Origin of the sequence: Blastococcus sp. TF02-09, assembly GCF_003319105.1 — a bacterium.
In the GTDB taxonomy this organism is placed as follows: Bacteria; Actinomycetota; Actinomycetes; order Mycobacteriales; family Geodermatophilaceae; genus Blastococcus.
Genome location: NZ_QOHH01000003.1, coordinates 131,441 through 145,691, shown reverse-complemented (window position 1 = coordinate 145,691; position 14,251 = coordinate 131,441). Strand labels below are relative to the sequence as shown.

Genomic DNA, 14,251 nt, shown 5'->3' with positions numbered 1-14,251 from the left:
CTGTGCCCGGGTTCGCATCGCGTTCCAAGGTCGTCACGCGGGTCGCGCGACCCGTGGACCTGCCGGTCGTCCTCGAGCTGGTCCGACAGCACCGGGCCGAGTCCCACACCGAGGAGGTGCTGACCGGGCACCCGCCGGTGCACGCGGCAGGCGCCGGCTTCCGCCGGCTCCTCGACGACACCGGCCACCGGGTCGTGCTCGCCGTCCTCCCCACCGACGACGGCGAGATCGCGGTGGGCCTCGCGGTGCTGGGCCTGGACCCGTTGTCCCTCGTGCTCGGGACGCCGCAGGTCACGGTGGACACCTTCGTGGTGCACCGCGAGCACCGGAGGGCCGGCGTCGGCGCCGCCCTGCTGGCCGCGTCGGCGGCCTACGCGGCGGAGAACGGCGCATCCCACGTCGTCGCCGCAGTGACCCAGGAGGCCGACCGCCAGCGCTTCTTCGCCCGCATGGGGTTCGCGCCGCTGACCACCCGGCGCATCGCCTCCGTGCACACGCTGGGCCGGTCGCTCGCGGCCTGGCAGCGCCGCCGCCTGGGCATCGTCCCGCTGCCGCGGCGGGTCGCCGCCGTCGGCCGGCGACGCGTCGCCCCGCTGCCCTCGGCTACTGCCGGTCGGTGAGGGTCATGCACGTCAGCCGGGCGGTCGCGGTCGTCCGGCCGGCGTCGTCGGTCACCTCGATGAGGAACGTCGACAGCGTGCGGCCGCGGCGCACCGGCGTGCAGACGGCGGTCACCGTGCCCGAGGTCGCGGCCCGCAGGTAGCTGGCGTTGAGCTCGATGCCGACGACCTGCTTACCGGGTCCGGCACCCACGGCCGCGGCCACCGACCCGATGGTCTCCACCAGGGCGCAGGTCGCCCCGCCGTGCAGCAGGCCGAAGGGCTGCTCGTTGCCGGCGACCGGCATGGTCGCGACCAGCCGGTCGGGGTCGAAGTCGACGACCTCGATGCCGAGCTTGTCGTCCAGCGGGCTCCGCATGCTGCCCGGCAGCCATTCGGGGGGTGCAGTGGTCACCCCGGCACCGTAGCCAGCGGGCAGGGCGCCCCGGGTGTCGGTGCCCGCAACTAGAGTTGCCGTCGATGTCCGCTCCGGTCTCCACCTCCGCGCCCGCCGCCCCCTCGAGCACCGGGACGCGGCCGCGGCTGCTGCTGCTCGACGGCCACTCCCTGGCCTACCGCGCCTTCTTCGCGCTGCCGGTGGAGAACTTCTCCACGACGACCGGCCAGCCCACGAACGCGGTCTACGGCTTCACGTCGATGCTGATCAACATCCTGCGCGACGAGCAGCCCACCCACCTCGCCGTGGCCTTCGACGTCGGCCGCACGACCTTCCGCAGCGAGATCTTCGCCGACTACAAGGCCAACCGGGCCGAGAGCCCGACGGACTTCCGCGGGCAGGTCAGCCTCGTGCAGGAGGTGCTGGGCGCCCTGCGCGTCCCGGTGATCACCGCCGAGGGCTACGAGGCGGACGACGTCATCGCCACGCTGACGGTGCAGGCGGTGGAGCAGGGCATGGACGTGCTCATCGCCACCGGCGACCGGGACGCCCTCCAGCTGGTCAACGAGCACGTCACGGTGCTCTACCCCCGCAAGGGCGTCTCCGACATGGTCCGGTTCACGCCGGAGGCGGTCGAGGAGAAGTACGGCCTCACGCCGACGCAGTACCCCGACTTCGCCGCCCTGCGAGGGGACCCGAGCGACAACCTGCCGAGCATCCCGAGCGTGGGCGAGAAGACCGCCGCCAAGTGGGTCCGCGAGTACGGCTCGCTGGACGCGCTGGTCGACCAGGTCGACACCGTGAAGGGCAAGGTCGGCGAGAAGCTGCGCGAGCACCTGTCGTCGGTGCTGCAGAACCGGCGGCTCACCGAACTGGACCGCAACGTCCCGCTCGAGGTCGGCCCCGAGGACCTCGCGGTGCAGCCGTGGGACCGCAACGAGGTGCACACCCTCTTCGACAACCTGCAGTTCCGCGTCCTGCGGGACCGGCTCTTCGCCACCCTCACCAGCGCCGAGCCGGAGGTCGAGGGCGGCTTCGAGGTGGATCTCGACGAGCTGGCCCGCGGGGAGCTGGGGGAGTGGCTGGACACCCACGCCCGCGGGCGCACCGGCGTCATCTTCCGCGGCACCTGGGGGCGGGGCACCGGCGAGCTGACCGGCATCGCGCTGGCCGGTGGCCAGGACCACGCCACCTTCGTCGACCTGGGGCCCGGCCTCGACGTCGCCGACGAGCAGGCGCTGGCCGCCTGGCTCGCCGACGCCGACCGGCCCAAGGTCGTGCACGAGGTGAAGGGGCCGCTGCTGGCGATCTGGGCCCGCGGCTGGGAGCTGGCCGGGGTGGTCAGCGACACCGCGCTGGCCGCCTACCTGGCGCTGCCGGGGCAGCGGTCGTTCGACCTGGGCGACCTCGCCGTCCGGTACCTGCGGCGCGAGCTCAAGGACACCGCCGAGCCCGAGAGCCAGCTCACCCTGGACGGGCTGGGCCCGACCGACGACGACGTCGCCCGCGAGGCCGCGCACGCCGACGTCCTCAAGGCCGTGGCCGTCAACGACCTCTCCGACGCCCTGGAGCAGGTGCTGGCCTCCAAGGGCGGCGACGCGCTGCTCGGCCAGATCGAGCTGCCGCTGACCCGGGTGCTCGCGGCCATGGAGTACCGCGGCATCGCCGTGGACCTGGACTTCCTGCACGAGCTGCAGAAGGAGTTCGCCGACGGCGTCGCCGCCGCGGCCGCCGAGGCGTACGCGGTCATCGGCCGCGAGGTGAACCTCGGCTCGCCCAAGCAGCTGCAGGCGGTGCTCTTCGACGAACTCGGGCTGCCGAAGACGAAGAAGAACAAGACCGGCTACACCACCGACGCCGATGCGCTCACCTCGCTGCTGGCCTCGACGGGGCACCCCTTCCTCGAGCACCTGCTGCGCCACCGCGACGTCACCCGGCTGCGGACGGTCATCGACGGCCTCATCCCGATGGTCGACGACGCCTCGCGGATCCACACGACGTTCCAGCAGACGATCGCCGCGACCGGCCGGCTCTCCTCGACCGACCCGAACCTGCAGAACATCCCGATCCGCACCGCGGAGGGCCGGCGCATCCGCCAGGCGTTCGTCGTCGGCCAGGGCTACGAGTCGCTGATGACGGCCGACTACAGCCAGATCGAGATGCGGATCATGGCGCACCTCTCCGGCGACGAGGGCCTGATCGAGGCGTTCACGTCGGGGGAGGACCTGCACTCCTTCGTCGCCTCCCGGGCCTTCGACATCCCGATCTCCGAGGTCGACCCGGAGATGCGCCGCCGGATCAAGGCGATGAGCTACGGCCTGGCCTACGGGCTGAGCGCCTACGGGCTCTCCGGGCAGCTGCGCATCTCGGTCGAGGAGGCGCGCGAGCAGATGCACGCCTACTTCGAGCGCTTCGGCGGCATCCGCGACTACCTGGACGGTGTCGTGGACGAGGCTCGGCGGACCGGCTACACCGAGACGACGCTGAGCCGGCGGCGCTACCTGCCCGACCTGACCAGCGACAACGGTCAGCGCCGGCAGATGGCCGAGCGCATGGCGCTCAACGCGCCCATCCAGGGCTCGGCGGCCGACGTCATCAAGGTGGCGATGCTCAACGTGGAGAAGGCGATCGCCGCCGAGGGACTGGAGTCCCGGATGCTGCTGCAGGTGCACGACGAGCTCGTGCTCGAGGTGGCACCGGGGGAGAAGGACGCCCTGGAGACCCTGGTGCGGCGCGAGATGTCCGGCGCCGCCGAGCTGTCGGTACCGCTGGAGGTGTCGGTCGGCTTCGGTCGCACCTGGGACGACGCGGCGCACTGACAAAGGACCCCGATGCCCCCCGCACCTCGTAGGCTCGGCGCGGGTCCCTGCATCGGGGCCGTGCCGCTGGCGGCGCGCGCGTTGACCTACGGCCCCGCCGGGATCACGCAGCCCGGCAACGGGGCCTGGTCCCCGCCGGGCGGCCGCCGCGGGTACGAGCGGACCGTGCGCGTGGGCCGCGGTGACCCGTGCTGGGCGCAGGCGCGGGCAGCGCTGCTCGGCTGGGGGGTGAAGACCCGCAGCGGCTTCGCGGTCGAGCCCGTCCCCGGGTCCGACCCCGGCGTGCGGGACGGCGCCGACTACTGGCTCGTGGCCCGTGTCGGACCGCTCCGGATCCGGGAGCCGGCCCGCGTGGTCGCAGTCGTCGACCGGCCCGACCGCTGTGGGTTCGCCTACGGCACGCTGGAGGGACACCCCGTCTCGGGCGAGGAGGCCTTCGTGTTGCACCGCGACGCCGACGGTGGCGTGTGGCTGACCCTGCGCTCGGTCACCGCCCCGGGACAGGGGCCGTGGCGCCTGGCCTTCCCGGTCGTGCTGGTCGCTCAGCGCTGGTACCGCCGCCGGTACGCGCGCGCCCTGGCCGCGGGCTGAGCCCGTGCCGACGACCGCGGTCCGGCGCACCCCGGACCTCGACGACGCCGCGCTCGCGGCCGTTCGCGCGCTGCTGGACGCGGCCTTCGGCGGGGCCTTCGCCGACGAGGACTTCGCGCACGCCCTGGGCGGGGTGCACGCCCTGGTCCACCACGAGGAGCGGCTGGTCGGCCACGGCTCGGTGGTCCCACGGCAGCTGCTGCACGGCGGCAGGTCGCTGCGGACCGGTTACGTGGAGGCGGTCGCGGTCGCGCCGGACGCCCGCCGGCAGGGGATCGCGACGGCGGTGATGGACGCCCTGGAGGCGGTCATCCGCGCGGACCACGAGCTCGGCGCCCTGAGCGCCTCGGAGGACGGTGCCGGCCTGTACGCCGCGCGGGGGTGGCTGCTGTGGGAGGGACCGACGTCAGTGCTGACGACCGAGGGCAGGCGGCGGACCCCGGAGGACGACGGATCGGTGTTCGTGCTGCCCGGTCCGGTGCCGCTGGACCCGCGCGGTGAGCTGACCTGCGACTGGCGGGACGGCGACGTCTGGTGAGCGTTTCCCCGGGGCGCGGGCCGAGGTGTGGCTGGACCACCCCGGACTACGACGACGCCACGTGCCGCCGCGCCCGCCAGCTCCGCCTCGGTGCGCCGGCGCTTGGCCCAGAACTCCCGGTTGAGCACGATGCGCAGCGGATGGGAGGCACGCAGCCACATGGCGACGCTCTCCCGGTTCTCGTTCCAGTAGGCGCGACGGGTGACGGCCCGCACCACCGACCGGCTGAGCAGCCGGGCGGCGACCCTGGCCGCGCAACCGCCGCGAGTCTGACCCTTTACCAGAGGTCGAGGTCCGGTCCCTTGAGGTCCGTCCGGCACCACGCTCCTGTCACCGGACCCACCGTTTACGGCGTCGGGCCGGCCTACGGGTGCCCGGGCCGGTCGGGCCGGTCGTCGTAGGGCAGGTCCTCGGGGCGGCAGTTCCGGACATCCGGCTCGGGGTCCACGGGGAAGCGGACGGCGCGGATCGTCTCCCGCTCCTCGAGCACGGCGCGCGCGATGCGGTGCATCCCGTCCATGACGCGGCCGTCGCTGCCGAGGATCACCGGGTACGCGGGGTCGACGTCGCGGACCAGGCGCATGTGGGTGATGACGTCGTTCACCGTCAGCGGAGCGTCCCCGGGCATCCACCAGTGCGGGGTGTCCAGCTCGCGGAAGGAGCTGACCGGGACCTCCACCACCGGGAGGTCCGCGGACAGCCGGATGAGCCGGTCGACGTCCCAGGCGTCGAACGCTCGCCCGCCCGGACTTAGGTGGTACTGCTTGCGCATCAGGCTTTCCGCGTCACGAGGATCAGCGTGCCGGGGACGAGCGCGCCGCGCTCCGGGGACCACTGACCCCAGGTCTGCGTCCGGCCCGGCGTCCACTCCGGCTCGACCAGGTCCTCCAGGACCAGCCCCGCGCCGACGACGGCGCGCACCCAGTCACCGACCGTCCGGTGGTGCTCGACGTAGACGGTCCGGCCCGAGCCGTCGGTCTCCACGTAGGGCCGCCGGTCGAAGTAGGACGAGGTGACGTGCAGGTCGTCCGGCTCGGGGGAGTCGGGTAACGGCCAGCGCAGAGGGTGGTTCACCGACGCCACGAACCGCCCGCCGGGCCGCAGCACCCGGGTCACCTCGGCCAGCACCGCGCCGGCGTCGGCGACGAACGGCAGTCCGCCGTAGGCAGAGCAGACGACGTCGGCCGAGGCGTCGGCCAGGGGGAGGGCGCCCGCGTCGGCCTGCAGCAGGGGGACGGCGATGCCCGTGGCGCGGTTCAGGTCGGCGGCGCGGGCCAGCATGCCGCCGGAGATGTCCAGCGCGACGACGTCGGCCCCCCGGCGAGCGAGCCAGCGCGCACAGGGGGCCGAGCCGCACCCGATCTCCACCACGCGTCGGCCCGCGACGTCGCCCAGCAGACCCGCCTCGGCCTCGCGCAGGCCTTCCGGGCACCAGAGGAAGTCGGCGTCGCCGAGGTCGGTGCCGTGCTCGGCCAGGTAGGCCGGCGCGGCGGCGTCCCACCAGCGGCGGTTGGCGCGGGCGGACTCGTCCTGGCCGGCCGGACGGCGCTCGACGCCACCGGCGGCGGGATAGCCGTCACCGCCCAGCGGCAGCCCGGTGCCGGTCGGAGGGGAGTGGGTCATGACACGCCGATCGTGACACGCCGGAACGGCCGGCAGGGGTGGTGGACCCAGGTGGACCGAGGGGTCCCGACGTCCGTACGATGAGGAATGCGCCAGAGGTCTGTCGTGGTTTTCCCCACAGGGAACGCCAGAGCCGGCTTCCCCCGCTGATCATCCCCCGTGGCCTCCCGGCCGCGGGTCCCTGTCCCTACGCATAAACCGTCCGGAGCAACCAACCACATGACCTCCACTCAGGTCCGTCCTTCCAGCACCCCCCAGGTCGCCATCAACGACATCGGTAGCGCCGAGGACTTCCTCGCCGCCATCGACCAGACGATCAAGTACTTCAACGATGGCGACATCGTCGAGGGCGTCATCGTCAAGGTGGACCGGGACGAGGTGCTGCTGGACATCGGCTACAAGACCGAGGGCGTCATCCCCTCGCGCGAGCTGTCCATCAAGCACGACGTCGACCCCAACGAGGTCGTCAGCGTCGGCGACGAGGTGGAAGCCCTCGTCCTCCAGAAGGAGGACAAGGAAGGCCGGCTGATCCTCTCCAAGAAGCGCGCCCAGTACGAGCGCGCCTGGGGCACGATCGAGGCCAAGAAGGAAGCCGACGAGGTCGTCACCGGCACCGTCATCGAGGTCGTCAAGGGTGGCCTCATCCTCGACATCGGCCTGCGCGGGTTCCTCCCCGCCTCGCTGGTCGAGATGCGCCGCGTCCGCGACCTGCAGCCCTACGTGGGCCGCGAGCTCGAGGCCAAGATCATCGAGCTCGACAAGAACCGCAACAACGTCGTGCTGTCCCGTCGCCAGTGGCTGGAGCAGACCCAGTCCGAGGTGCGCAGCGAGTTCCTCAACAAGCTCGCCAAGGGTCAGGTCCGCACGGGCGTCGTCTCCTCGATCGTCAACTTCGGTGCGTTCGTGGACCTCGGCGGCGTCGACGGTCTGGTGCACGTCTCCGAGCTGTCCTGGAAGCACATCGACCACCCGTCCGAGGTCGTCGAGGTGGGCCAGGAGGTCACCGTCGAGGTCCTCGACGTCGACCTGGACCGCGAGCGGGTCTCCCTGTCGCTGAAGGCGACGCAGGAGGACCCGTGGCGTCAGTTCGCCCGCACGCACCAGATCGGTCAGGTCGTCCCGGGCAAGGTCACCAAGCTCGTCCCGTTCGGTGCGTTCGTGCGCGTCGACGAGGGCATCGAGGGCCTGGTGCACATCTCCGAGCTGGCCGAGCGCCACGTGGAGATCCCGGAGCAGGTCGTGCAGGTCGGCGACGAGCTGCTGGTCAAGGTCATCGACATCGACCTGGACCGCCGTCGCATCTCGCTGTCGCTCAAGCAGGCCAACGAGGGCGTCGTCGGCGACGAGGAGCAGTTCGACCCGGCCGCCTACGGCATGTCGGCGTCCTACGACGAGCAGGGCAACTACATCTACCCCGAGGGCTTCGACCCGGAGACGGGTGAGTGGCTCGAGGGCTTCGACGCTGCCCGCGAGGCGTGGGAGAAGCAGTACGCCGAGGCCCAGGCCCGCTTCGAGGCGCACCGCAAGCAGATCGCGGCGGCCAAGGAGGCCGACGCCGAGGCTGCGGCCGGTGGCAGCTACTCCAGCGACGACGCCGCTGGTGCCGACGCCACCGCCAGCACCGGTGGCACCCTGGCCAGCGACGAGGCCCTGGCCGCGCTGCGGGCCAAGCTCGCCGGCGGCGAGTGATCCGCTAGTGCGGCGCTGATCGCCCAGCGCTGACCCGGAGGCCCAGGACCCACGTGGTCCTGGGCCTCCGGCATGTTCGGGGTGCGATGTCCGGGGCGCGCTCGGGGACGACGTGGCAGGGCAGACGACGAAGCCCCCGTGGACCACCGGTCCACGGGGGCTTCGTCGCGTGCGTTGGAAGGCGACGGCCCAGATCCCCCCTGGGCGCTGCCGCCGCTCCGTGCGGTCGAGGGCTAGAGGCTCAGGATGATGGCGAAGGCCGTGCGGGGGCGGCCGCCGTTGCCGGCGAGGAAGGCCCAGGTGTGCCGGCCGACCGGAGGCGTCTGCACCAGCCAGCGCAGGAAGGCGTTGCGCGGTCCGGGAACGGCGCGCTGAAGGGCCATGCGCTCGCGGACGGCGGGGATGTCGGCGCAGCGGATGCCGGTGGCCGCACCCAGGCGGTGGCGTCCGGTGCCGCTGGAGACGGCGCGACGGGACGCGGAGCCGGTGGTCTGGTGACGGGACATGGTGGTTCTGCCTCTCTCGGCGGGGAAGATCGCCGGGACCGAAGTTAAGTCCTGTGACAGGTGTGACTGATGCGACGCGCCGGTCGCCACGCGCCGGTGTTACCTCTCCGTGATGTCGGAACGCCCGTCTCGCTACTCTGCGCACATGCTTCGGATCGGATTGACCGGCGGGATCGGCTCGGGGAAGAGCACCGTGGCGGGGTTGCTCGCTGCCCGCGGCGCGGTCGTCGTCGACGCCGATCGCATCGCCCGCGAGGTCGTCGAGCCCGGGACGCCCGGGCTGGCCGCCGTGGTCGACGCCTTCGGCGAGGGCGTGCTGGCCGCGGACGGATCGCTGGACCGGCCGGCGTTGGCGGCCGTCGTGTTCACCGACCCCGAGGCCCGCGCGCGCCTGGACGCCATCGTCCACCCGCTGGTGCGCGAGCGGTCCGTGGAGCTGATGGCCGGGGCACCGTCGGACGCCGTCCTGATCAACGACGTCCCCCTGCTGGTGGAGACCGGTCAGGCGGGCACCTACGACCTGGTCCTCGTCGTGGAGGCCGACCTCGCCACCCGGCTGACCCGCCTGCAGGGGCGCGGGCTGGCCGAGGAGGACGCGCGCGCTCGGATCGCGTCGCAGGCCACCGACGAGCAGCGCCGTGCCGTCGCCGACGTCGTGCTGGACAACAGCGGCACCCGCGAGCAGCTGGCCGAGCAGGTGGACCGCTTCTGGGAGGAACGCGTCGTCCCCGCCCGTGGCTGACGCCGGGTCGCTGCTCCGACGCCGCCGCAAGGCGCGGGACGAGGTCGCGGCTCTCCGCCTCGCTGCGACGGTGCAGCTGTTCGCAGCTGCAGCCCTGGGGTTCCAGGCGTCGCTCAGGTGGAAGGCCAGCAGCAGCTCGGGTTGGGTGTCGTGGTTGCTCAGCGCCGGGGCGCTGGTAACCCTGGCGCTCGGCATCCGCGCGTGGCGCCGGTGGTGGCGCGAGCGCAGCCGGTTGGGGGAGCTCGTGGGCGTCGACCTCGCACCGGTCACCGAGACGCGGCTCGCCCTCCTGGTCGCAGCCGCCCTGGACGGCGCGACGCCGGACGAGGTGACGCCGCCGGTGACGCCGGGGGAGCGGTGGACCCCGGAGCGGATCGAGTGGCTGCACGCCTTCCACCGCGACCGGCGAGCCGGCCTCGACGGACCTGCGCGCGAGGCGACCTGGGCGGTCGTCGAGGTCACCGGTGACGGCCCGCAGGGCTCTCGCGTCGTCGGCGGGGTCCGGCTACGGCGGACGGGTGAGCCCGGCGAGCTGGAGACCGGCATCTGGCTGGTGCGCGGCGCCCGCGGGCGAGGGGTCGGCCGGCGGGCACTCGAGCAGGTGCTGGCGCGGTCGCGCGAGGCCGGCGCCGTCTCGGTGGTCGCCGAGACGACGAGCAGCAACGGCGGCGCCGTGGCGCTGCTCCGGTCGCTGGGCTTCGTCACCGCGACGGAAGGCGACCGCGTCCGCGGGGAGCTGGCGCTGGACGGCTAGCTCGGCCCCTGGAACGGCAGAACCCCAGGCGCCGATCGGCGTCCTGGGGTTCTGTGCGTTGTGGGCGATACTGGGATCGAACCAGTGACCTCTTCCGTGTCAGGGAAGCGCGCTACCGCTGCGCCAATCGCCCGGCCCGGCCTCGCGACCGGTCCCTCCTCCGCGCTCGTGCTCCGCGAGGAGAACGAGGTGGAGACGGGATTTGAACCCGTGTAGACGGCTTTGCAGGCCGTTGCCTCGCCTCTCGGCCACTCCACCGCACGCGGGCGCCGATCTCTCGATCAGCGCCCGAGGTTCCGAGCGGATGACGGGATTCGAACCCGCGACCCTCACCTTGGCAAGGTGATGCTCTACCACTGAGCCACATCCGCGTTGCAGGGAGAACGTTACCTGACGGCTTTCCGGCATCCAACGAGGGGGTCCCCCGCGTGGTCCGGCCTGGTGCGCCCCGGCAGCGTTCCTGCAGGTCAGCGGCCCGAGGGGTCCGCTCCGCCGTTGGAGAGCAGGACGTGCAGCTCGTCGTCCAGGTGCAGCTGCTCGCTCTCCGTGCCCGACGGGACCATGGCCTCCGTCTGGCGGAGGAAGCCGGCGACGACGGCCCGCGACAGCTCGAACAGCGCCTCACCCGACGGCGCACGCAGGTGGAGGAACAGCACGTCGGTGGCGGAGGCGCTGGGCCACACGCGCACATCGCCCTCGCCCGAGGGGCGGTCGAGCCCGGCCTGCAGCAGCTCCCGGCTCACCAGCCAGGCGATGCCGTCGTCGGTGTCCACGACGCCGTTGTCGTCGCCGATGTCACCGAAGGCGATCCGGACCGCGAAGGGGTCCGACGCGTCGTAGCAGAGCAGTGCCGGCACCTCGGTCCACGACTGCGGGCCGATGAGCTGCAGCGTGACGGGTGCGGTGTGACCGGGGTTCCAGCGGTTGGTCATGTCAGGTCAACGACGTTCCGCTGGGGGAGTGACGCAGCTGGTCACTCCAGTCACATCCGTCCCGCGGGCCTCGCATGTCGGTCATGACTGCATGTGTGTCCGCCGAGAAGGCTTCGGAAACGGGATTGGGGCAGCCGTGACCGATGAGGTCACCGAGGTCCGTCGATGCGGTCGTGCGGACGTAGGCTTCGGGCGTCGTTCCGCGGGCGGAGCGCCCACGGAGGGAGAGGGTGGCGAGTTGAGCGGACAGGAGACCGTCGCCCCGCAGGACCGGCGCCCCGGACGCGAGTCGCGCGAGGACCGCCGCGCCCGCTACGACAGCGACGACGTGACCAGCCTGCGCGAGCGGGTCGCCGACACGAAGTGGCGCCGCCGGCTCGCGGCCCGGCGCAGCACCAACCACGCCTACCGGGTGGGGGTCGGGATCGTCGGCGGTGTGATCGTCGCCTTCGGCTTGGCGACCATCCCGCTGCCCGGGCCGGGCTGGCTCACCGTGATCGCCGGACTGTTCGTGCTGGCCAGCGAGTTCACCTGGGCCGAGCGGCTGCTCGAGTGCACCCGCCGGCAGGTCAGCCGCTGGAGCGACTGGGTGGGCACCCAGCCGGTGTGGGTGCGGGTGGTCCTCGGGCTGGCCACCGCCGCCTTCGTCTACGGCATCCTGGTGATCACGCTGCACGTCGTCGGCGTCCCCGACTGGGTGCCGGGGTGGGTACCGCTCTGGCGGTGAGCGTCTGGCAGAATGGCAGCGCGGTCGCGAGCGACCGTGCCGGGCGATTGGCTCAGTGGTAGAGCGCTTCGTTCACACCGAAGAGGTCACTGGTTCGAACCCAGTATCGCCCACCGGCACGCAGGGCCGGGTCCACCCGAGAGGGCGGACCCGGCCCTGCGTCGTTCCCGGGCACGGGCGCGGGAGCCGATCGCGGCGCACCATGGAGTCGATGTCCCGCAGCCCCGCGCCGTCCGCGCGCGCCCAGCGGCTGGTCACGGTGCTCGAGCGGGACGGCGCGACCTGCATCTGGTGCGGGCGTGCCTTCGCGGGCCTGGTCGCGCCCACCACCGAACACGTGGTGCCCCGCGTGAAGGGTGGCCCCTCGCGCCTGGAGAACGAGGTGGCGGCCTGCCGTCGCTGCAACGCCGAGCGCGGCCACCGCGGGCCGGTCGAGTGGCTGGAGGAGTGCCTCCGCCGGAACTGGCGCCCGGACGAGGCGCGGCTGGGCCGGTCGCTGGCCGCGCTGGCCGAGGTCATCGCCCGGGAGGGCGGTCAGCGCCGCGCCCGGCCCTACCTGGACGCCCAGCTGCGCCGGCTGCGCCGCCGCGTGAGGGGCGGGCGCTCCCGGCCTAGGGTCGGGTCGTGACGACGACTGCGGGACGGGTGGCGCGGATCTGGGTCTACCCGGTGAAGTCGCTGGGCGGGACCGCGCGCGACCGGGTGCTGCTGCAGGCGACGGGACCGGAGGGCGACCGGGCGTGGACGGTGGTCGACGCGGCCACCGGTGAGGTCGTGCGCGCCCGGACCGCGCCGGTGATGGCCGGGGTGCAGCCGACAGGAAACCCGGACGCCGACGCGCGAGCGGTCTCTGCGGCGACCGGCCGGGAGGTGCGGTTGCGCGCGAACCCCGACGGGTCGGGTGCCGACGTGGCGGCGGTGCACCTGGTCTCCCGGCAGGCGATCGACCGCGCGGCCGCCGGGGACGTGCCGGAGGGATGCTCCGCGGACGACCCCCGCGCCAACGTGCTGCTGGACCTCGCCGACGGCGAGGACGAGCGCACCTGGGTCGGGCGGAGCCTGCGCATCGGCGCCGCCGAGCTCGTCGTCACCCGCACGCCGAAGCACTGCCTGGGCGTCTACGCCGAGGTGCGACAGCCCGGCGAGATCGGCGTCGGCGACCCCGTCCTGCTCTAGCCTCCGGGCGTGCCAGCCACCCGGTCCGCAGCGGTCGTCGTCCTGGCCGCGCTGCTGGCCGGCTGCTCCGGCGGCCCGGAGCAGCCCACCTCGGCGCAGGCCCCGGCGGAGAGCCCGGCGCCACCGCCGCCGGACAGCGTCACCCTCGTGGCCACCGGCGACGTGCTCGTGCACCAGGGACGAGCGCTCACCACGGGGGCCCGCACCCCGGACGGCTCCTACGACTTCGCCGGCGTGTTCGCGCCGGTCGCCGGGCTGATCGGCGCCGCCGACCTGGCGGTCTGCCACCTGGAGACGCCGGTCGCCGCGGACGGCGGTCCCTATCGCGGGTACCCGAGCTTCGCCGTCCAGCCCGAGATCGTCGACGCCCTCGCCGGCGCCGGCTACGACCTCTGCTCCACCGCCTCGAACCACTCCCTCGACGACGGCTTCGACGGTCTCACCCGCACGCTCGACGCACTGGAGGCGGCCGGGATCCGCTCCACCGGGACCTACCGCACCGAAGAGGCGAGCGCGGAGCCGACGATCGTCGACCTCGACGGCGTGCGGGTGGGGCACGTCGCCGCCACCTTCGGCCTCAACGGGGTGCCCCTGCCCGCGGGCCGGGAGTGGTCGGTGGACGTCGCGGACCTGCCGGACGTCGAGGGGGTGCTGGCCGCGGCCGCCCGGGCGCGTGCCGCCGGCGCCGACGTCGTCGTGGCGAGCCTGCACTGCTGCGTCGAGTACGACAACGACCCGACGCCGGCCCAGGTGGCGGCCGTCCGGACGCTGCTGGCCTCGCCGGACGTCGACCTCGTCCTGGGCCACCACGCGCACGTGGTGCAGCCCTTCGAGCGGATCGGCGACGAGTGGGTGGCCTACGGGCTCGGCAACCACCTCGCCGAGCACGCGACGCGGGGCTACCCGACCGAGGACTCCGTGGCGGCCCGGTTCACCTTCACCCGCGGCGCGGACGGGCGGTTCACGGTGTCGAAGGCCGAGGCGGTGCCGCTGCGGATCGAGATCGGGGCGGACGCCGTCCGCGTCGTGCCGGCCGACCCGGAGAGCTCCGCGCGCATCGCCGCCGTCCTCGACCGGCGCGGCGCGGTAGCCGCAGGACTGGAAGTCGTGCCGGGCTGAGCCGCGACGCGCACTAGGCTCGGAGGGCCCCGCTCGTCA

At 73.3% G+C, this 14,251-nt stretch carries 16 protein-coding genes and 4 tRNA genes; 12 read left to right on the top strand and 8 right to left on the bottom strand.

What is annotated here, in order from left to right; translation table 11 throughout:
• Positions 1-2: 2 nt before the first annotated feature.
• Positions 3-620 carry a GNAT family N-acetyltransferase gene (locus DQ239_RS05740; protein WP_158544788.1) on the top strand — a complete coding sequence of 206 codons (618 nt, stop codon included), beginning with the start codon at positions 3-5 and terminating at the stop codon, positions 618-620.
• On the opposite strand, the gene DQ239_RS05735 is transcribed toward DQ239_RS05740, so the two are convergent.
• Positions 604-1,014 (bottom strand): hotdog fold thioesterase, encoded by a 411-nt coding sequence (locus DQ239_RS05735; protein WP_113833455.1) that lies wholly within the window; start codon positions 1,012-1,014, stop codon positions 604-606. The genes DQ239_RS05740 and DQ239_RS05735 overlap by 17 nt on opposite strands.
• 65 nt (positions 1,015-1,079) lie before the next feature.
• On the opposite strand from DQ239_RS05735, the gene polA reads away from it, so the two are divergent.
• From polA to DQ239_RS05720, 3 genes are read left to right on the top strand one after another with little or no spacing between them, the layout of a single operon-like run.
• Positions 1,080-3,815 (top strand): DNA polymerase I, encoded by a 2,736-nt coding sequence (gene polA / locus DQ239_RS05730; protein WP_113833454.1) that lies wholly within the window; start codon positions 1,080-1,082, stop codon positions 3,813-3,815.
• A gap of 60 nt (positions 3,816-3,875) precedes the next feature.
• A complete protein-coding gene (locus tag DQ239_RS05725) occupies positions 3,876-4,406 on the top strand; it encodes a DUF1990 domain-containing protein (RefSeq protein ID WP_233488796.1) in 531 nt (176 codons plus the stop codon).
• A gap of 4 nt (positions 4,407-4,410) precedes the next feature.
• Positions 4,411-4,944, top strand: coding sequence for a GNAT family N-acetyltransferase (locus DQ239_RS05720; protein WP_113833453.1), 534 nt, complete (start codon positions 4,411-4,413; stop codon positions 4,942-4,944).
• A 364-nt stretch (positions 4,945-5,308) separates the two neighbouring features.
• On the opposite strand, the gene DQ239_RS05715 is transcribed toward DQ239_RS05720, so the two are convergent.
• Entirely contained in the window at positions 5,309-5,716 is a 408-nt protein-coding gene (locus tag DQ239_RS05715) for a hypothetical protein (RefSeq protein WP_113833452.1), read from the bottom strand.
• Positions 5,716-6,567, bottom strand: coding sequence for a class I SAM-dependent methyltransferase (locus DQ239_RS05710; protein WP_113833451.1), 852 nt, complete (start codon positions 6,565-6,567; stop codon positions 5,716-5,718). The genes DQ239_RS05715 and DQ239_RS05710 overlap by 1 nt, the downstream gene beginning before the upstream one ends.
• A 219-nt stretch (positions 6,568-6,786) precedes the next feature.
• On the opposite strand from DQ239_RS05710, the gene rpsA reads away from it, so the two are divergent.
• Positions 6,787-8,256 carry a 30S ribosomal protein S1 gene (gene rpsA, locus DQ239_RS05705; RefSeq protein WP_113833450.1) on the top strand — a complete coding sequence of 490 codons (1,470 nt, stop codon included), beginning with the start codon at positions 6,787-6,789 and terminating at the stop codon, positions 8,254-8,256.
• Positions 8,257-8,489: 233 nt separating this feature from the next.
• On the opposite strand, the gene DQ239_RS05700 is transcribed toward rpsA, so the two are convergent.
• Positions 8,490-8,762, bottom strand: a complete 273-nt coding sequence (locus DQ239_RS05700) for a hypothetical protein (protein WP_113833449.1) — start codon at positions 8,760-8,762, stop codon at positions 8,490-8,492.
• A gap of 145 nt (positions 8,763-8,907) precedes the next feature.
• Here DQ239_RS05700 and coaE point away from each other — a divergent pair, with 145 nt between their 5' ends.
• On the top strand, positions 8,908-9,504 hold the full coding sequence (gene coaE / locus DQ239_RS05695) for a dephospho-CoA kinase (RefSeq protein WP_113833448.1): 597 nt from the start codon (positions 8,908-8,910) through the stop codon (positions 9,502-9,504).
• Positions 9,497-10,258, top strand: coding sequence for a GNAT family N-acetyltransferase (locus DQ239_RS20830; protein ID WP_233488794.1), 762 nt, complete (start codon positions 9,497-9,499; stop codon positions 10,256-10,258). The genes coaE and DQ239_RS20830 overlap by 8 nt, the downstream gene beginning before the upstream one ends.
• Before the next feature lie 61 nt (positions 10,259-10,319).
• On the opposite strand, the gene DQ239_RS05685 is transcribed toward DQ239_RS20830, so the two are convergent.
• The 4 genes from DQ239_RS05685 to DQ239_RS05670 all read right to left on the bottom strand — a co-directional run bounded on the left by DQ239_RS05685 (position 10,320) and on the right by DQ239_RS05670 (position 11,190).
• Positions 10,320-10,391: transfer RNA gene (locus tag DQ239_RS05685), tRNA-Val, on the bottom strand.
• A 54-nt stretch (positions 10,392-10,445) separates the two neighbouring features.
• A tRNA-Cys gene (locus DQ239_RS05680) sits at positions 10,446-10,516 on the bottom strand.
• A gap of 41 nt (positions 10,517-10,557) precedes the next feature.
• Positions 10,558-10,629 (bottom strand) — tRNA-Gly (locus DQ239_RS05675).
• A gap of 96 nt (positions 10,630-10,725) precedes the next feature.
• Positions 10,726-11,190, bottom strand: a complete 465-nt coding sequence (locus tag DQ239_RS05670; RefSeq protein WP_113833447.1) for an SsgA family sporulation/cell division regulator — start codon at positions 11,188-11,190, stop codon at positions 10,726-10,728.
• Between the two features lie 238 nt (positions 11,191-11,428).
• Here DQ239_RS05670 and DQ239_RS05665 point away from each other — a divergent pair, with 238 nt between their 5' ends.
• The 5 genes from DQ239_RS05665 to DQ239_RS05645 all read left to right on the top strand — a co-directional run bounded on the left by DQ239_RS05665 (position 11,429) and on the right by DQ239_RS05645 (position 14,212).
• Positions 11,429-11,917 (top strand): PGPGW domain-containing protein, encoded by a 489-nt coding sequence (locus tag DQ239_RS05665; protein ID WP_233488792.1) that lies wholly within the window; start codon positions 11,429-11,431, stop codon positions 11,915-11,917.
• A gap of 41 nt (positions 11,918-11,958) precedes the next feature.
• Positions 11,959-12,030, top strand: a tRNA-Val gene (locus DQ239_RS05660).
• 98 nt (positions 12,031-12,128) lie between these two features.
• A complete protein-coding gene (locus DQ239_RS05655) occupies positions 12,129-12,545 on the top strand; it encodes an HNH endonuclease (protein WP_158544787.1) in 417 nt (138 codons plus the stop codon).
• Positions 12,542-13,093, top strand: coding sequence for an MOSC N-terminal beta barrel domain-containing protein (locus DQ239_RS05650; RefSeq protein WP_113833444.1), 552 nt, complete (start codon positions 12,542-12,544; stop codon positions 13,091-13,093). Before DQ239_RS05655 ends, DQ239_RS05650 begins: the two co-directional genes overlap by 4 nt.
• A 9-nt stretch (positions 13,094-13,102) precedes the next feature.
• Positions 13,103-14,212, top strand: coding sequence for a CapA family protein (locus DQ239_RS05645; protein ID WP_113833443.1), 1,110 nt, complete (start codon positions 13,103-13,105; stop codon positions 14,210-14,212).
• Positions 14,213-14,251 lie beyond the last annotated feature (39 nt).

Coding starts and splice junctions, on each gene's coding strand:
- coaE (WP_113833448.1), top strand. CDS start 8,908: ATGCTTCGGATCGGATTGACCGGCGGGATCGGCTCGGGGAAGAGCACC.
- DQ239_RS05700 (WP_113833449.1), bottom strand. CDS start 8,762: ATGTCCCGTCACCAGACCACCGGCTCCGCGTCCCGTCGCGCCGTCTCC.
- DQ239_RS05655 (WP_158544787.1), top strand. CDS start 12,129: ATGTCCCGCAGCCCCGCGCCGTCCGCGCGCGCCCAGCGGCTGGTCACG.
- DQ239_RS05710 (WP_113833451.1), bottom strand. CDS start 6,567: ATGACCCACTCCCCTCCGACCGGCACCGGGCTGCCGCTGGGCGGTGAC.
- polA (WP_113833454.1), top strand. CDS start 1,080: ATGTCCGCTCCGGTCTCCACCTCCGCGCCCGCCGCCCCCTCGAGCACC.
- rpsA (WP_113833450.1), top strand. CDS start 6,787: ATGACCTCCACTCAGGTCCGTCCTTCCAGCACCCCCCAGGTCGCCATC.
- DQ239_RS05670 (WP_113833447.1), bottom strand. CDS start 11,190: ATGACCAACCGCTGGAACCCCGGTCACACCGCACCCGTCACGCTGCAG.
- DQ239_RS05715 (WP_113833452.1), bottom strand. CDS start 5,716: ATGCGCAAGCAGTACCACCTAAGTCCGGGCGGGCGAGCGTTCGACGCC.